The organism is Gilliamella sp. BG2 (genome assembly GCF_046635645.1).
Taxonomy (GTDB): domain Bacteria; phylum Pseudomonadota; class Gammaproteobacteria; order Enterobacterales; family Orbaceae; genus Gilliamella; species Gilliamella bombi.
This window is the reverse complement of record NZ_JBIDFF010000001.1, coordinates 179,794-197,733: the sequence shown is the minus strand read 5'-3', so window position 1 is coordinate 197,733 and position 17,940 is coordinate 179,794. Positions and strand designations below refer to the sequence as shown.

The following is a 17,940-nucleotide window of genomic DNA, read 5'->3' as shown; positions in this document are numbered from 1 at the left end:
ATCGGGCATCGGGCATCGGGCATCGGGCATCGGGCATCGGGCATCGGGCATCGGGCATCGGGCATCGGGCATCGGGCATCGGGCATTTTGTTAATCGTTTTATTTCACCTTTAATATTACGGCAAAACGTTTTATTTTTACTGTTATCTTTTTGTTTTAAACACTTCCATTGCAAATCTCACTTTGTTGTCAAAATAACGACACTCACAGCTCACTCAAAACCGAAACTTGCTCAAATAATGGGTTTAATCTTATTATCACAATGGATACACGTTGGCTCAGCTAATGCAATACTAACAGCAACTTCGAATCAGATTATTACAGGAAATGCACCGCAAGTGGTGGCGTTATCGAGTGCAGATAAACATGGTTTTACTGTCAACGGTGTTTTTTACAGTGAGGCGAGTGGCACTATAAAATCTAGTGAAGTGAAAGAATTTGATGGTAATTTAACGCTTAACGATTTTAAAGTGGCGATTTATACTTCAACAAACTTAGATAAAGTTGAAAATTACAGCGATATAGATGGTGATAGTGCCGATCCACAGGAGCCGTTTAAGGTTGAATCGACTAATTATTGGTGGTATGACAATAATGGCGTAAGAATAATAGGTAATGATAAGAAAAAAATGATAGGTTGTGGTAGTGGCTTTTCAATGCCATTAAAGCTCATCATAAAAACCAATGTTAGTGCCCATTCAGCATACGGAATACCTGATGTAGGCAAGCAAATTACCCTAGCTAAGACCTACCAAATCGCACCAAAATCGCAAATTTGTTATGCAAAACCGAATTCTACTATAGTTCATCCTGAATACCAATGGATTGGAGTTGATTTAAAAACAGATGAATATTATTTTAATCGGCCTGAATATGCTAATCGCCACCCTCTAGTTGGTGGTGGTTATACTCAAGATTACGTACCTAATTATGGTTTTAAAGCACAGCCAATAGTTTCATCAAACACATTCCCAACAACAGGGTTTCCTGGTGCTAAATTTCAATTAGTGATGACAGGAGCACAAGATGATTATCATTATCAAGTGATCAATAACCCAGGAGGAGGTGTTGCAATTGATCAAAATGGTGTAGTAAAACTTAATAGTAAACCTTCAGGAACTGTTACAGTGAGGGTAACTTTAAAAAGAGATAATTCTGTCATTCATGATTACCGTTTTAACCCAACTTCTATTTGGGGGGTACCGAAAAATTTTAGAGGATCGTTTAATGCTGTACAACAGCATTGTGGAGGTTTACAAAATATGATGAGTCGAGCCCAATTAACAAATTCGCCACGATATGAAGGTCAAGGGGCAGAATTAACTGGATTGTCTAATAGCTATACTCGTGTAATAGGTGGCTCTATTTTGGGTGAATGGGGGTGGACAACTAAATCTTCTTACCCTGATTCAGAATGGCAAGAATATTATGCTCCGCCTGATTTTACCTCTAGATATTGGACATCGGATTCTTCGGTGATTGAAGGTGTACAGCTTCCATATGTTGTACATAACCATGATGGTTTTACTAGCACGTTTACAACTGAAGCTCCTTGGTTAGGTTACGCTATTTGTAAAGGATAGAAAATATTTTAAATGTGATATTATTTATTCAGTAAAGGAGCATTTATAAAATAGGATTGTTGTAATAAAATAATGGGTTATTTATATTTCATGATTAAAATAACCCACTCAAACACATAAAGGCGTTTTACCAGAAATAGCTTTATGTATAACCATATTATAAATGTGAATAAGTAGCTTAGACTTTTGTTTTCTATTTTCTGTATTGTTAAATATTTTTTATATCATGCCACATTGCAATTAAAGTATGTATCATGCTTTCGGTTTTTCATTCGTTTATTGGTGGGCTGGTTTTGTAAATTTTGATTAATAAAATGGTTATCAAACGTTTTAATGAATAGATACAGCGACACTTTAATTAATTACCAAATGGTATAGAGATCTTGAATGTTTCTCACAAAATACAGCCTAAAAAGTGAATAGTCATGTAAATATTCACAAATCATGCCGAGAATTACATTGTTTATTTTAGTGCTTTATAAAATGGATGATTATTTAATGCTTCATGCGGTTTTTAGGTGTTATAAATGGAATATGTAAATGTTTGGTGCCGACCTGAAACTGTCGTCTAGCTAGGCTTTGTTATTACTTTTAGCCACCATTGATAAATCTTTAGTTTGATTTTTTATGTATGTTCATTGCTGTCGTTCCTTAAATTACGGTAAACAATGAGAGTAATTTCTACGACTAAAAATAGCATTTACTATATGACCACTTGTTTTAAGTGTAAAAAAATCAAATAAAATCAGCTATCTACCTGAACGATTTTATACCTTCAAAAAGCGCTTATTCCACCATTCAAGACCAACCCATCTATCAATTCCATCTTTTTTCCCCACCACGAACAATTATTTACAATAAATTAACAAAAAGCTAGCCAACCATTTTTTAAATGGTTATACTTTTAACGCTATAGGGAAACAAGCTTATTAAACAAGCAAATAATTATAAAAATATAAATAAAACAAATAATTACTTGACAGGTGAACCATAATGCATTATCATTTTAGGCACAAGGCACAAGGCACAAGGCACAAGCACTGGCAAACCTATGTCTTAAGTTTATCAAATAATCTTATTCGGCGAGTTTTTTCACGAAACTTATTTATACCTTCCAAATTATCTCTCAACGAATTATCGAAATTATCGTTCAAATCACCTAAAACAGCTTTGCTAGTATTAGCACTGTTATTATTGTCATCGTCATGGAATGTACAGGCGAATGGCAAAAAGTATCGAGCGGGTAATCGTAGTGATGCAATAATGCTACCAGAGTCGCCAGTTATCCATTATGCAAGGCCAAATCTATTTGCTGGTGACGGCAAATACGCAGGCCCAGCTGGCATATGGGATCCTAAGAAGGGCTTTTTAGTACAATCAATTGATCCTGATTTATACTACCTCAATTTCCCGACTACAGGTGCGAATAATTTATATTTTGATTTACTCATAACAGGAATAGAACCAGAAGAATTGACATGGAACACCGTTACTTTGAGCGGAATCTCTGCAACAGTGACAAATGTTGTAGCTAATGAATATTGGATTCCTGATGAAGATAGGGGGCGAGTTGCCCGTGTTAAGCTAACTGGTCCATCTGATGGATGGAGGTGGGGGGTACCAAGATTACCACAGAGGTTTGAGTTAGTGGGTAGAGATACATATGGCGTTGAGGTAGTAAAATATGGATTTGTGTTGCAGAAGTGGTTCATTACACGGGAAGACGTGCTGATGGGGGAGGACAGTTATGAAAAGCAGTTAAAATGGTGTCGTTTTTGGGGTTATCACATGGCAAGAGTAAGGGAGTTAAGCAATGCGAAGTGTGGTATATACAATATTTTCCCCTGTATAGATGACATAAATAACCGCGCGTCGTCATCTGGTAATTATTACCAACGTCGAATTGGAGAAGGTTTTTTCACTGAGTGGGGTGACATGGCGTCCTATGATCAGAAATATGGTGGCACCTACTGGACAAGTGACGCACGAGACGTTGAATATCAGTTCGATGCCAGTTCGCTCTCTGGCGTCATTGGTATCCGCCCGAGCTCGCCCTCGCGCAACTACGAAGCCAAAGTTTTTTGCGCACATTAGCGTTTAGTTCTTAATCCTTAGGGAGCGGAAGGCGTTATGGTGCAAATAGAGGATAATTTAACAAAGAATAAAGCTCTGGCGCAAGTTAGGGAAAACCCCTTAGGGTTGCGCAGTTGTGGCAAAGCCACAAAACTGCGCCGCCCCTACCGCCACCGACGCTGAAACCACCGCACCAATCTATTTTATTCACCAAAACAAAAAGAAATTATTTTTCACTAAAAATCAGTCAGAAAAGATGATGATTTTATTAAAGTTTTCTTAACTGTTTTTTTACCGAAAAACACTCCACACACACTGGCAATAAAGCCACAAAACCTTTATACTATATAACAGTTTTTAGTATGACAAATGGCATACTAATATAATTCGTTCTTTAACATCATCAATTGGAATAAATTTATGCATCCGATGCTGAATATTGCTATTCGTGCTGCTCGTAAAGCAGGTAATGTAGCCATCAAGGCTTATGAAAACCCTAGTTCAATCGAAATCGAAACCAAAGGCGCTAATGATTTTGCCACTAATACCGATCGTGCGGCTGAAGCTTTGATTATTGAAACAATTAAAAAAGCTTATCCTGACCATACTATCATTGCCGAAGAAAGCGGCTTAGCTAAAGGTAATGATGCCGATACTCAGTGGATAATTGACCCAATTGATGGTACGACCAATTTTATTAAAAATATCCCTCATTTTGCAGTGTCTATCGCAGCTCGGGTTAAAGGTAAAACCGAAATTGCTGTTGTTTATAATCCAATGAGTAATGAGCTGTTTACTGCTGCTCGTGGTAAAGGCGCTCAACTTAATGGTTATCGTATTCGAGTGAGTAATGCGAAAGATTTAGACGGTAGCGTGTTGGCAATGGCTTTTCCGTTTAAAGCTAAACAATATAGCGATAGTTATTTTGGCGTATTACAAAAATTATTTGTTAGATGTGGCGATTTTCGTCGTACTGGTTCTGCCGCTTTAGATCTTGCCTATGTTGCTGCAGGTCGTTTAGATGGCTTTTTTGAAATTGGCTTAAAACCATGGGATATTGCTGGCGGTGAGTTGATTTTGCGTGAAGCAGGTGGCGTTATTACCGATTTTGCAGGTGGCAATAATTATATGGTTTCGGGCAATGTTGTTGCGGGTAATCCTAGAATTGTTAAGGATTTATTAGTTTCTACTCAAAACGAGTGGCCCGAAAAATTACGTAACTAACGTTATCTTTTTTATTTCCTCTTATTTTGATCGCAAGTTAAATTCTTGCGATCTGTCTAGTATTTTTCTGCATTGTTATTAATTTTGAGTATATACTAATCAATAATCGTATAAAAATTAAGGCTGCATTTTATGAAGACAATACAATATCATCTTAATATTGAAGGAATGAGTTGTGCCTCTTGTGTTAGTCGTGTAGAAAAAGCAATTAAAAAAGTTGATGGTGTAATTGATGTCAGTGTTAATCTGGCAACTGAGAAAGCAACTATTAATGCAGATACTCATGTTAAACTTGAAGCATTAATGTCTGCGGTTGATAAAGCGGGCTATCGTGCTATTAAAATTTCAGATCAACAATCAGGTGCAAAGAAAGTTAACAAACAAGCATCTATTTGGCCGATTGTGATTTCTGTTATTTTGGCCATTCCTTTTGTGTTACCTATGTTATTAGAGCCTTTTGGGTTTCATGTGATGATGCCAGCTTGGTTACAACTGGTTATTGCATCTATTGTGCAATTTGGACTTGGTGCTAAATTTTATCGAAGCGGTTTTAATGCGGCTAAAGCGTTGTCGGGTAATATGGATTTATTAGTGGCCATTGGTACTAGTGCGGCATATGGGTTATCAGTTTATCAGCTTATCATGGGTAATGATGAGCACCTTTATTTTGAATCTTCAGTTATTATTATTACCTTAATTTTGCTTGGTAAGTGGTTAGAATCAAGAGCTAAACATCAAACCACACAAGCAATTGAAGCCCTGTCTGCGCTACGCCCTGATGTTGCTTTAGTAAGGCGTGATAATCAAGAAATAAGTTTACCCATTAACCAAGTTAAAGTGGATGATATTGTTATTATTAAGCCTGGAGAGCGTATTCCAGTTGATGGCGTTGTGATTGAAGGTGCATCTAGTAGTGATGAATCAATGCTAACCGGTGAGAGCTTTCCTGTAAATAAAACCGTTAATGATGTTGTTACTGGCGGTACAATTAATGGCGAAGGGTTACTTATCGTTAAAACCACAGCGATTCAAGCGGATTCTACTTTATCCAAAATTATTGAAATGGTTGAATCTGCTCAGGCTAAGAAAGCACCAATCCAACGAATTGTTGATCGCATCAGCGCTATTTTTGTGCCAGTGATTTTATTGATTGCACTTGTTACGTTATTGGCTTGGGGTGTGATATCGCATGATTGGCAACAAGCATTACTCCATGCGGTGGCTGTGTTAGTGATTGCTTGCCCTTGTGCATTAGGTTTGGCAACACCAACAGCAATTATGGTTGGTACAGGAGTGGCTGCTCGTCATGGTATTTTAATTAAAGATGCCGAGGCATTAGAAACACTGCATAATATTAATATGGTTGCATTTGATAAAACAGGCACATTAACTATTGGTAAACCAGAATTAGTTGAAATGGATGTTATGGGTAGTGAGACGCCCGATCAAATTTTATCGCTCGCAGCGTCATTACAAGCAGGTAGTGAGCATCCACTTGCCAAAGCTATTTTAAGTAAAGCTAAAGAGTATCATTATGCTCAAAATATTACTTCGGTAGCTGGTTCAGGAGTGATGGCAACCGTTGATAACACCGAATATTATTTAGGTAGTTTGCGTTGGATGAAATCATTAAATGCCTATTTTGTTGGTATGGACGATAAAATTAATCAGTTATCGAGTAAAGGTTATACCATTTCATTTTTAGCGAAACAGCAATCAGAAGGTAATGTGGTGATATTAGCACTCTTGGGTTTTGCTGATGTAATAAAGGGGGAAGCCGAAAAAGCTATTCAAGCATTACATCAGTTAAATGTAAAAACCGTTATGTTAACTGGTGATAACCAGAAAGCAGCTAATTATGTAGGGCAGCAGTTAAGCTTAGATAAGGTTATTGCTGAAGTATTACCGCAAGATAAAGCAAACTATATTTATCAACTACAAAAAAGTGAAGATATAACTGGTAATAAAACAGTGGCAATGGTAGGAGATGGTATTAATGATGCTCCAGCCTTGGCGGCTGCCGATATTGGTATTGCTATGGGCACTGGCACCGATGTGGCTATGCATGCAGCAAGTATTACTCTAATGCGTGGTAATCTGTTTTTGATTGCTGATGCGATCGATATTTCGCGCCGAACCTATAATAAAATTAAACAAAATTTATTTTGGGCATTTTTCTATAATTTAATTGGTATTCCGCTAGCGGCATTGGGATTTTTAAATCCAATGATAGCTGGTGCCGCTATGGCGTTAAGTAGTGTTAGCGTTGTAACCAATGCACTTTTACTTAAACGTTGGAAGGCAAAATCAGAAAACCAATAATATAAGATTTTTGTTTTGAATTAAGGAGGCTCTAAGCCTCCTTTATATTGATTAGAAGACAAATTAACTTAATTCATTCTACAAATAAGCGTACATTCTTGTTAAAAAGTTTCAGGTAACATGGTGTTTGAGTATAAAACTTATCAAAAAAAGTACGTCCAATATTGTTAAATAGTAATAATAAACAAGATAAATATGCCTTATTTTGTTTACTGAATTATTTTAGGGTGGTATCGATCTAATAGCATGTTATTGAATTTATTTTCTGGGTCTAATTGTGCTTTAAGTTTAAAAAAGCGATCTGCTTGTGGGTATGCGCGCTGAAATTGTTCACCAGTTGCATGTAATTGATACGGTAAATAATAACTTCCACCCTTTGCTAATACTGCATCGATTAATTCTCGTGTCCAGATTCCTACTTGCTTTTTGCTTTGTTCATCAGTATCTTGTTGATAATAAATAACAAAAGCAAACACTTCGGTTTTAGCCCATGCTAGTAATGAACCGCTATCAGGATTTGCATGACGAATCGAAATATTAATTACATTAGCCTGATGTTTTTTTAGGATAGCAATTAATTCAGGATAAAAATCCTCAAACCGCTCTATGGGGATAAAATACTCCTGTAGAGCAAAACTTTTATTTTTGCTTTTAATTGGCTGTAAATTCGACACATCATAACTGGCTTCATAATTACGCCACATTACTGGTTGTTTTGTATAATCTATATCATCATACAATTTACGTAAATGCTTGCCTAAATTTGATGAGGCGACAATTTTTATTTTTTGTTCCTGTTCAAACGAATATTGGTCGATTGGACGTAATCTGTCCAAAATAGTCAATGGTTCTTGTGTTTCTTTAAAAGTGACAGCACGAACTTCTTCAAAATCAGGTGGGTAAATTACCGAGTTATGGAATATGGCACTTTTGTCAGAACGAATCTGTTGCATAAAATATGGGTAATACTTGGCAATTGGCATAACATCGCTAATGCGTTTTACTTTAACATTATCAACAAGTCGCAAAGTGACTTCTGTAATTACGCCTAATCCACCATAACCGCCGATAGCGCCATAAAATATATCTTGATTTTCTTTTGGACTGGCTTCGACAATAGCGCCATCAGCTAGGACAATTTTGAACTTCTCAACAGATAAAATCATAGGGCCTTCTCCAATATAACGCCCATGCACATTTACACTAAGTGAACCACCAATACTAAAATTGGCATAGCTTTGCATGATTTTTACCGATAAATTGTAGGGATCAATCAATTCCTGTACTTGACGCCAAGTTGCGCCTGTTTCAATGGTTAAAATTTTCTTCTCAGGATTGAAATCAATCACATGGTTGAGTTTTTGTGTATCTATTTGAATTCCATTGTTTATTGCTGTTTGTCCACCCATGCTGTATTTGCCACCAGCTATACTAATTGGACCAGAGGTATTTTTAACTAGTTCAGAGACCTGTTGAGTCGATTCTGGTTGCATAACCGCAGATGCTTGTACTGGTGTCATACCTGTAACATCATTTACAACGACAGCTTGCGCTTTTAGTGGTAGTAGTAAGAAAAGACAACAGCTCAATAAAGTTAATTTTTTCATTATAAGTTATTATTTATTTTGGATATATTAAAAATATGATTCTATCTATACAAATTAAATAAATCAATGCTTCTATAATTTTTATGTGCTTATTTTTGAATAAAGTAGTATGGGAAAATAAACAGCAGTGGTGAACATCTTAAAAATTGAGAAAATAAAAATGAGTCATAACTACCTTATTAATCAAAAATTCACCAAAGCAGCCTACCCACAAACAAATGGAAAGTCGAAAGAGTAACACGAACTTTGAATTGCGATGTGGCATAATCAGCAAATATTTAGCGATTCAAAAGGTAGAAAACAAAAACTTGTACGCTTTATTAATTTTTATAATATCGCTAAACCGAATAAAGTGATTTTTGGAAAAATACCTTATGAGTTCTTAGAGGATTATTTTGACCATGAAGTGCAAACAATTCGGCGTTTTTCTATATTTAAGCATTTCAATATAAAATGCAAAACAACGTGCTTTTATTGGTTATCTGATAACAAAGAATTCATCAACAAAGGTAAGGTCTAATGTTGTTAAATAGTGATAATAACCAAGATACATTTCATCTTTATAAATTTTTAAACACATTTGAAAAACGGGTTCATTATAATCTCCCGTTAAAATCACACTTAAGCTTTCATGAAAAGTAAGTGTTTGGGTCTCTTGTTTAGTATTAAGTTCTAATTCTGTGTAGTGATCATTAAGAATATGTTTTAAGTTTGTCATAGCAACTTTTTTTAATTTAGTATTGATTAATTCAATATCTGTAGATTTTAGATAATCAAATAGTAGCATTATGTTGATCACTCCTCGATATTTGTTAATCATTATATTAATGTTAATGGCTTTTGTTTATTTATCTGAGTGTACTGAAATACTGATGTAAAAAAATCAGTGTGTTACTTATCAAAATTGTTCAGGTAGAGCATTGATTTTATTTAAGTTTTATTTTGATTTTTTTATTAAAATCCTATGGTTATAAAATTATTGCTATTTTCAGTGTAGTTGGATTTTGCTGTCTTTGGTTTTGGAAGAGACTAAAATCCTTGTTAAAAACTTTCACATAAATTTGTGTTTATGTAAGAAAATAATCTAGATCCCCTCAAGAATGTTTAAAAATGTGGCGTTTAAGCTAAATAGGTATTGCTTTATTATTTTATTGCTATAATATAGCCACTTCTTTGACGCGGGGTGGAGCAGCTTGGTAGCTCGTCGGGCTCATAACCCGAAGGTCGTTGGTTCAAATCCAGCCCCCGCAACCAATTTTAGCTAGTCCGTAACAACTCCACAGTACTCCAAACATCACACTTTATCTTTATACCATTACTATTTTTATACCATCACTATTCCGATTTTGGCACCGCTAGCAATGTTGATACTGCTTCGCTAATGCGTCTTGCTATGTAGCTATTGTTCATGGTGTATAAGTGAATGCCATCGACATCTTGCGAAACCAAATCAACAATCTGATCGATTGCATAAGCAATACCGGCATCACGAAATGCTTCTGGGTGGTGTTCGTATTTTTCCATCATTTGTTTGAATTTTTTAGGTAAATTTACCCCACACATCGATACCATACGCTCAATTTGGTTTTTATTGGTCACTGGCATGATGCCTGCTTCTATTGGAACATTAATGCCAATATCGCGAGCTTTATCTAAAAATGTATAAAAATAGTCATTATCAAAAAATAGCTGTGAAATAAGTTGATCGGTACCTGCATTGACTTTTTCTTTTAGGTGGATCAGATCTTGTTTTAGTGTTGCTGCTTCAAGGTGTCCTTCTGGGTAACATGCACCAATCACGTTAAAATCACCGTTTTCTTTAATGAATGTCACCAGTTCGCTAGCGTATCGAAAATCATCTTTGGGTTGCACATTCGGGCTGATGTCACCACGCAAAGCGAGCACATTATCAATTCCTGCACATTTAAGATCGTGTAGGATTTTTTGCATTTCAGCTTTATCAAAATTGATCCCCGGCAAGTGAGCGACGCTTTCAATGCCATAAGTGTGTTTGACTGAGTGGGCAATATCAATGGTGGTTTGACCATTTAAGCTACCACCTGCACCATAAGTGACACTGATAAAATCAGGTTTAAAATAACCAAGTTCACGCAATGTACTATAAATTGTTTCTAGTGGTGAGGTTTTTTTAGGAGGAAAAACCTCAAAGGAGAATACGGTTTTTTTATTAAATAGTAGATTTGTTTTCATTTGTTTCATCCATTGGTTATGTCACTCATTTCCTTTATTGACACTTCCGCCGCCCAAATAGGCGGCGGAAACGTAAGGCTATGAACAAAGCCTGATTTGTTAATAAAAAACTCAACGACTTTGTAAAAATAGTACTTAGTTCAGTGTTTTTCTTACTTCTAAAGTGGCTTGTACTAAATGTTGTAAGCTTTCAACCACTTCTTTTTCGCCACGAGTTTTTAAACCGCAATCTGGGTTGATCCACAATTTTTGGTTATCAATCTTCGCTAGTAACTTTTCAATCGTTGCTTTGATTTCGGCTACTGGTGGTACACGTGGTGAATGGATGTCGTAAACCCCTGGTCCTACTTCAGTTTTGAAGTTGTTTGCATTAAGTACGTCAATCAACTGCAAATTAGAGCGAGAAGCCTCGAACGAAATAACATCAGCGTCCATTGCATCAATATCTTTAATAATGTCAGCAAATTCGCTATAACACATATGAGTATGAATTTGCGTATCTGCTTGCACTTTGCTATGTACCAATCTAAACGCAGGGATCGCCCAATCAAGGTATTCACTGTTCCAATCGGCTTTACGTAGTGGTAATTTTTCTTTTAATGCCGCTTCGTCAATTTGAATGATCTTAATACCCGCTGCTTCAAGATCTAATACTTCATCACCAATTGCTAATGCTATTTGGAATACCGATTCTTTTTGAGAAATATCTTCTCGTGGGAACGACCAATTTAGAATAGTTACAGGTCCTGTTAACATACCTTTAACTGGTTTGTCTGTCAGGCTTTGTGCATATTTTGAATATGCAACAGTAATCGGTTTTGAGCGTGAAATATCACCCCAAACAATTGGTGGCTTAACGCAACGAGTACCATAAGATTGCACCCATGCTTTTTCAGTAAACACAAAGCCATTTAAGCTTTCACCAAAATATTCGACCATGTCATTACGTTCAAATTCACCATGTACTAACACATCAATGCCAATTTCTTCTTGTAATTTAATACACTGCGCAATTTTTTGTTGATTAAACTCAGTGTATTCGTTCAGGCAAATTTCACCTTTTTTGAATTTAGCACGATTTAAACGTACATCAGGTGTTTGTGGGAATGATCCAATAGTGGTTGTTGGTAATAGTGGCAAATTAAAGGCCTTTTTCTGCGCTGCTTCACGCACTGAAAATTCAGGTAAACGAGTAAAGTCCGAATCTTTTAATGAGGCCACTTTTTGGCGTACAGCTTGATTTGCGCCTTCACGCTCACGAGTAAATAATGTTTGGTTAGCTTTATAAGCGGCATTATTTTCAGGATTTGCATCCTTAAATAATTGACCAAGTTCAGCAAGTTCTTGTAGCTTTTCTTGTGCAAAAGCAAAATAAGCACGTTGTTGAATAGTTAATTTGGTCTCATTTTGCAATGTATAAGGAACATGCAGTAATGAGCAAGAAGTATTGATTACAATATTTGCGGCTTTTTGTTTGATTTTACCAAGTAATGCTAAGGTTTTTTGGTAATTGTTTTTCCAGATATTTTTTCCATTTACCACACCAGCAAATAAGACTTTATCGGCAGGGAAACCATTGTTTTCAAGTAAAGCTAATGATTGTTTACCTTCAACAAAATCAAGACCAATACCATCAAAAGGTAAAGCGACAAGTTCTTTATAACAATCACGTACATCACCAAAATAAGTTTGTAAAACAATCTTAGTTTGTCCTTTTATCGATAAAATCGCTTGATAAAGTTCGGTAAATAAAGCGATATCGTCTTTATTTAGGTCAGTGACTAAAATAGGTTCATCAATTTGGATCCACTCAGCACCAAGTGTTGTGAATTTTTGGATGATGTCTTGATAAGCTTTAATAATATCAGCTTTAAAATCAACAAGCTGTTTTTTACCTAAATACTGCGCTAATTTAAAAAAGGTTAATGCACCAATCACAACCGGCTTGGTTTGTACACCTAACGCTTTAGCTTCTTGATATTCGTCAAAAGGTTTAGTGCCTGTTAACTTAATTTGTACTGAATCTTCAATTTCAGGTACTAAATAGTGGTAATTGGTGTTAAACCATTTTTTCATAGCGAGTGCTCGCACATCGCCTTTTTCACCCTGATAACCACGTGCCATCGCAAAATAACGGTCAAGTTCAGGTAAACCTAAATCTTGGTAACGTTTTGGAATAACATTAAGTAAACACGCTGTATCTAACACCGCATCATAGAATGAAAAATCATTAGATGAAATAAAGGCAATTTTTTGAGCCGCTTGTTGTTTTAAATGCTCAGCTCGTAGCGCTTTAGCTTCGTTTAATAATTCAGCTTGTGTTTTATTACCTTTAAAATAGGCTTCTGTTGCAAATTTAAGTTCACGAAGCTTACCAACTCGAGGATATCCAATAACAGCAGTATTCATTTTTATTTCCTTTTTATCGACTTTCTTTAGTGATAAAGAAGATAACAAAAAAAACAGATATTGAATAATTCTAGTTTTTTATTGGTTAATATAGTTTTTAACTATAACCGATAAAATAAAAAATCCCACTATAGTTAAATAGTAGGATTTAGTATTAAGTGATTTAGCTTAAATTATTGACGCCACTCGCCACGAATAGGTCTTGAAAAATGAGCAAGAACGGCAATCATACAAATTTCAATTGAAACGCCCCAATAGATATGACCCAAAATTTCGCTCCAAAGCTCATAGCCATTTAAATTCCATAACCAACCAACAGTACCTTCGGCATCATAAGCAGGATGACGAAATCCAAGTAATGGAATTAAAAAACCATGCATAGAGATAGTAATAATCGTGCCATAAACTGCGCCATACCATAGTCGGATTTTGTTGCAATAATATGCACCAGCCACATAAACAAAGGCAAAAGCAAAACTGAATAACCAGTGATAAAGCGTTACCGCACCAGAAACAGTTGCTGTTTGATAAATATAATCAAGTGAATGAGAATCAATTCCAAGCCAGCCAAGCCATGCATCAATATGTGCAGCTGGAGGCGAAATTTCACCCGGGACACGAGGAGGCATATTAACCTCGGATCCCCACTTAACTAAAGCACTAATAAAACCACCAATGATTGTTGTCCAAATAATGACTTGACGATTTGTTTTATTTCCAAACATACTGGGTTTTCCATAATTATAATAATAGGTGTATAAATTATACTCCTGTGTAATTTGGGATAAAAGAAGAATAAGTGGAGTAAGGTGTAAAAGTTATTGGTGATGAAATGACTTTCTTGCAATTGCACTGCCCAAGTTTTCCGTGCCTTAGTAGACTCTAGAGCTTTTTTATGATTTCCTCCTGAAGCTGAGCTTTTAAACTGAGCTGGGCAAACATCTGTTTAAGTTTACGGTTTTCGGCTTCAAGCTCCTTTAAGCGTTTGATGTCTGAAGTTTCCATTCCGCCGTATTTTTCCCGTCATTTATAGAAAGTTGAATTCTCCATGCCATATTCACGGCAAAGTTCTTTAACGGGAATACCAGCTTCAGCTTCTTTTAAAATAGCTACGATTTGATGTTCAGTCATTTTTCTCATATTTAAATCCTCTTTTACTTTTATCATAGAGAATTTTCTATTTTTTTGCTGTACTATTTTAGGGGATAGTTATAGTTTTATTTAAACGATAGAGAAAAAATGGATAAATTATTTAGATATTGTTTATTGATAGTCACTCAGTTTTTGTTAATATTTTTGCCTGTGCTTGCTGTTTATTCTTTCATTAAGACTCGTAAACAAAATATTAAAACTAGAGATAATTTACAACATATTAGTCAACATTATTTTCTTACTTCTTTGTTTCATCGATGGAATAAAAAGAATTGTATAATGATTCATGCAATATCTTTAGGAGAAGTTGATGCAGCAATTAATTTAATTAATTCATTTGAACCAGAATCAAATGAAAATATTATATTAACAGTAACATCTATTCAGGCTTATAAAAAACTACATAAGAATAAACTGAATTTGAAAATATTATATTTTCCTTTTGATTCATTAATTCATCAAACTTTGTTTCTTAGTCACTTTCATATCAAAAAAGCAATAATTATTGAGCATGATTTTTGGCCAAACTTTCTTGCAGTAATGAATATGCTAAAGCGAGAGGTGATACTTTTAAATGGTCATATTTCAGATAAAACAATACAACGTCTTAGTAACAGGTATTATAGAGAGTTAATGTTTTCGCCAATTAAAAATGCTTATGTACAAACAGATGACCTTAGAACAAAACTGCTACATATAATGCCAGATATTAATGTGTCGGTTGTGCCTAGCTACAAACTTCCCTTAAATATTCGCGTTAATGGTGTTGAAAATATCACTTCCGAAAGGAAAGTAATAGCAATTTCTAATTTTCATCCCAATGAACTTAATACTGTTAATGTTCTTTTATCTAAATTAATTCATCTTGATTATAAAATAATACTTGTGCCCAGACATATTAATTTTTTTGATGATTTTATTCAGGTGATTAAAAAGCAATATAATAATCAAGTAGAGGTTATATCGGAATGTAACGATATTGAAAATATATTGTCAGATATTGTTTTTGTAAAAAGTTATGGGGTTTTGAATCGCATTTATTCTATGTCACACGCATCGATTGTATTTGGTTCTTTTGACTCCTCTTTAAAAGGACATAGTTTATTTGAACCACTTCTTTATGGTGCTATGGTTTATTACGGCCCCCATTTTTCTTCTCAGAAATATATGGATGAACTATTACATTCTTTTATACCAGATATACAACATGACATAAATAGTATTTTTCAGCAGATAGAAAGTCTGACGACTCAAGATAGACTTCGTATTTATAATAGTTTTGTTAAGACCGTAGAACGAGAGGCAGTTATATTAATTAATCATTTTAGGGAGATAGAAAAATGGATAAGAAGCTAGATAATTTAAGTAGTAGTTTGATTTTTGATGCTCATAAACGTTTAGGACTAAGTGTAAGAGTTCTAAGTTATACATTGAATCCTATTGTTAAGAAAAAATATTTAGTAATAGATACAATCTGATGTTCAGTCATTTTTTTCATATTTAAATCCTCTGTGGGTTAATAAAGAGAATTTTCTACTCTTTTACTGTACTATTTTAGGGGATAGTTACACCCAAAACATTTCAAAAAACAAAAACACCAATCCTGTATTTATTTACAGTATTTTTACTGCTATACTGCCAATATTATAACTAGCCTTATGTATTAATTTATTATGATAACTCAACTAACTATTAATAATTTTGCTATTGTAGATCAACTTCTTGTCGACTTTACTACTGGGATGACCGCTATTACGGGGGAAACAGGAGCAGGGAAGTCGATTGCTATTGATGCATTGGGATTATGTTTAGGAAATCGTTCTGATGCTTCATCTATTCGGCATGGGGCTGATCGTGTTGATATTTCGGCTTGTTTTGTGCTTGATGATACGCCAGCGGCTTTTGCTTGGTTACGCGAAAACCAACTTGATGAGGGCAATGAGTGCATTTTGCGCCGAGTGATTAATCAAGATGGGCGTTCTAAAGCGTTTATTAATGGTCGAGCTGTTCCTATTTCGCAATTAAAAGATTTGGGGCAAATGTTGATTCAAGTTCATGGGCAACATGAGCATCAACGCCTGTTACGCAGTGATTATCAGCAGTTGTTGTTAAATCATTATATGAATGAATCAACACTACTTGCTCAAATGCATCAAGCCTATAAGCAATGGAAAGAGGCAACACGGGCTTACCAACAATACGAAACAACAAGGCAAGAGCGTGATGCGCATATGCAGCTTTTGCAATATCAATTAAAAGAACTAAATGAATTTTCGCCCATTGAAGGGGAGTTTCAACAAATTGATGAAGAGTACAAACGGTTATCTAATAGCGAACAGTTAATTAATCTAAGCCAGCAATCTGTCATGTTGTTAGACGAGGTAGACGACTATAACGTTAGTAATTTACTAAGCAGTGTGAAAAATAGTGTTCAAGAACTAACCTCGCTCGATCCTACGTTAAATAATGTTTATAACATGTTGGAAGAGGCATCTATTCAAATTAAAGAAGCAAGCGATGAGCTTCGTCATTATAGCGAACGTTTAGAGCTTGATCCTGCTCGAGTTATGCAACTAGAACAGCGGTTATCTAAACAAATTGCTTTGGCGCGTAAACATCATGTCTCGCCCGAAGAATTGCCAGATTTACATCAAACTTTGTTAGCTGAATTTAAACAAATTAATCAGCAAGATGAACAAAGTGAACAACTTAAAAATGATATTACTAAATACCATCAAATCGCTGTTGAAATTGCTACAAAATTGCATCAAAAAAGGTTAACGATAAGCAAAACATTAGCTAAAAAAGTAACCACTATTATGCATGAATTATCTATGCCTAATGGACAATTTAGTATCGATATTTCTTTTGACGAAAATCGATTAAATGAAGATGGTGCTGATCAAGTCACTTTTTTAGTTAGTACTAATGTAGGACAAAGTCCCCAACCTCTGGCTAAAGTTGCTTCAGGCGGTGAGTTGTCGCGTATTGCTTTGGCAATTCAGGTGTTAACTGCTCAAAAAATGGATACGCCAGCTCTAATCTTTGATGAAATCGATGTTGGGATCAGCGGTCCAACCGCCGCAAAAGTGGGGCAACTATTAAGGCAGCTTGGACAATCAACTCAAGTAATTACCGTTACTCATTTACCACAAGTTGCAGGACAAGCTAACCAACACTATTTTGTTAGTAAACAAACTAATGGTAAAAAAACCACTACAGATATGCAAAAATTAAACGAAAATGGGCGATTAAACGAGTTAGCGAGATTATTAGGCGGCGATAAAATTACAGACGCAACATTAGCCAATGCGAAAGAGCTACTTATTATCTAACTTAATTGTGGTAATATAACGCTT

At 35.3% G+C, this 17,940-nt stretch carries 11 protein-coding genes, 1 tRNA gene and 2 pseudogenes; 8 read left to right on the top strand and 6 right to left on the bottom strand.

The genetic code is table 11. The features are described 5' to 3' along the window. The 5 genes and pseudogenes from ACGH6Q_RS00830 to ACGH6Q_RS00810 all read left to right on the top strand — a co-directional run. A pseudogene (locus tag ACGH6Q_RS00830) lies at window positions 1-1,583 on the top strand (hypothetical protein); the annotation flags it as partial. Window positions 1,584-2,576: 993 nt separating this feature from the next. After that, window positions 2,577-3,677: a hypothetical protein gene (locus tag ACGH6Q_RS00825; protein ID WP_411591453.1), complete on the top strand. Its 1,101-nt coding sequence runs from the start codon at window positions 2,577-2,579 to the stop codon at window positions 3,675-3,677. A gap of 115 nt (window positions 3,678-3,792) precedes the next feature. Continuing rightward, the gene (locus ACGH6Q_RS00820; protein WP_167370059.1) at window positions 3,793-3,939 is read left to right on the top strand and encodes a hypothetical protein; all 147 of its coding nucleotides are present in this window, start codon (window positions 3,793-3,795) and stop codon (window positions 3,937-3,939) included. Between the two features lie 137 nt (window positions 3,940-4,076). Continuing rightward, window positions 4,077-4,880 (top strand): inositol-1-monophosphatase, encoded by an 804-nt coding sequence (gene suhB / locus ACGH6Q_RS00815; RefSeq protein ID WP_065590228.1) that lies wholly within the window; start codon window positions 4,077-4,079, stop codon window positions 4,878-4,880. A 132-nt stretch (window positions 4,881-5,012) separates the two neighbouring features. Further along, the gene (locus tag ACGH6Q_RS00810; protein ID WP_411591452.1) at window positions 5,013-7,202 is read left to right on the top strand and encodes a heavy metal translocating P-type ATPase; all 2,190 of its coding nucleotides are present in this window, start codon (window positions 5,013-5,015) and stop codon (window positions 7,200-7,202) included. Between the two features lie 209 nt (window positions 7,203-7,411). Here the strand turns inward: ACGH6Q_RS00810 and ACGH6Q_RS00805 are convergent, their stop codons facing one another. Continuing rightward, complete coding sequence (locus tag ACGH6Q_RS00805; RefSeq protein ID WP_411591451.1) at window positions 7,412-8,809, bottom strand: FAD-binding protein; 1,398 nt, start codon at window positions 8,807-8,809, stop codon at window positions 7,412-7,414. A gap of 478 nt (window positions 8,810-9,287) precedes the next feature. Beyond that, entirely contained in the window at window positions 9,288-9,596 is a 309-nt protein-coding gene (locus ACGH6Q_RS00800) for a hypothetical protein (RefSeq protein ID WP_065590221.1), read from the bottom strand. Window positions 9,597-9,986: 390 nt separating this feature from the next. Between ACGH6Q_RS00800 and ACGH6Q_RS00795 the strand changes: the two genes are divergently transcribed. Then, window positions 9,987-10,063: transfer RNA gene (locus ACGH6Q_RS00795), tRNA-Met, on the top strand. Window positions 10,064-10,144: 81 nt separating this feature from the next. Here ACGH6Q_RS00795 and metF read toward each other — a convergent pair. From metF to ACGH6Q_RS00775, 4 genes and pseudogenes are all read right to left on the bottom strand, one after another. Further along, window positions 10,145-11,020: a methylenetetrahydrofolate reductase [NAD(P)H] gene (metF, locus tag ACGH6Q_RS00790; RefSeq protein ID WP_065625371.1), complete on the bottom strand. Its 876-nt coding sequence runs from the start codon at window positions 11,018-11,020 to the stop codon at window positions 10,145-10,147. 135 nt (window positions 11,021-11,155) lie between these two features. Continuing rightward, entirely contained in the window at window positions 11,156-13,429 is a 2,274-nt protein-coding gene (gene metE, locus ACGH6Q_RS00785; protein WP_411591448.1) for a 5-methyltetrahydropteroyltriglutamate--homocysteine S-methyltransferase, read from the bottom strand. A 173-nt stretch (window positions 13,430-13,602) separates the two neighbouring features. After that, entirely contained in the window at window positions 13,603-14,154 is a 552-nt protein-coding gene (locus tag ACGH6Q_RS00780) for a YagU family protein (protein ID WP_065561279.1), read from the bottom strand. A gap of 160 nt (window positions 14,155-14,314) precedes the next feature. Further along, window positions 14,315-14,569 (bottom strand): annotated as a pseudogene (locus tag ACGH6Q_RS00775) (transposase); the annotation flags it as partial. Between the two features lie 99 nt (window positions 14,570-14,668). Between ACGH6Q_RS00775 and ACGH6Q_RS00770 the strand changes: the two are divergent. Next, entirely contained in the window at window positions 14,669-15,937 is a 1,269-nt protein-coding gene (locus tag ACGH6Q_RS00770) for a 3-deoxy-D-manno-octulosonic acid transferase (RefSeq protein ID WP_411591446.1), read from the top strand. Between the two features lie 317 nt (window positions 15,938-16,254). Continuing rightward, the gene (gene recN / locus ACGH6Q_RS00765) at window positions 16,255-17,916 is read left to right on the top strand and encodes a DNA repair protein RecN (RefSeq protein ID WP_411591444.1); all 1,662 of its coding nucleotides are present in this window, start codon (window positions 16,255-16,257) and stop codon (window positions 17,914-17,916) included. Window positions 17,917-17,940: the final 24 nt, after the last annotated feature.

What these genes read in the sequence shown, in the direction of transcription:
- ACGH6Q_RS00825 (WP_411591453.1), top strand. Translation starts at nt 2,577, where the DNA reads ATGCATTATCATTTTAGGCACAAGGCACAAGGCACAAGGCACAAGCAC.
- suhB (WP_065590228.1), top strand. Translation starts at nt 4,077, where the DNA reads ATGCATCCGATGCTGAATATTGCTATTCGTGCTGCTCGTAAAGCAGGT.
- ACGH6Q_RS00810 (WP_411591452.1), top strand. Translation starts at nt 5,013, where the DNA reads ATGAAGACAATACAATATCATCTTAATATTGAAGGAATGAGTTGTGCC.
- ACGH6Q_RS00805 (WP_411591451.1), bottom strand. Translation starts at nt 8,809, where the DNA reads ATGAAAAAATTAACTTTATTGAGCTGTTGTCTTTTCTTACTACTACCA.
- ACGH6Q_RS00800 (WP_065590221.1), bottom strand. Translation starts at nt 9,596, where the DNA reads ATGCTACTATTTGATTATCTAAAATCTACAGATATTGAATTAATCAAT.
- metF (WP_065625371.1), bottom strand. Translation starts at nt 11,020, where the DNA reads ATGAAAACAAATCTACTATTTAATAAAAAAACCGTATTCTCCTTTGAG.
- metE (WP_411591448.1), bottom strand. Translation starts at nt 13,429, where the DNA reads ATGAATACTGCTGTTATTGGATATCCTCGAGTTGGTAAGCTTCGTGAA.
- ACGH6Q_RS00780 (WP_065561279.1), bottom strand. Translation starts at nt 14,154, where the DNA reads ATGTTTGGAAATAAAACAAATCGTCAAGTCATTATTTGGACAACAATC.
- ACGH6Q_RS00770 (WP_411591446.1), top strand. Translation starts at nt 14,669, where the DNA reads ATGGATAAATTATTTAGATATTGTTTATTGATAGTCACTCAGTTTTTG.
- recN (WP_411591444.1), top strand. Translation starts at nt 16,255, where the DNA reads ATGATAACTCAACTAACTATTAATAATTTTGCTATTGTAGATCAACTT.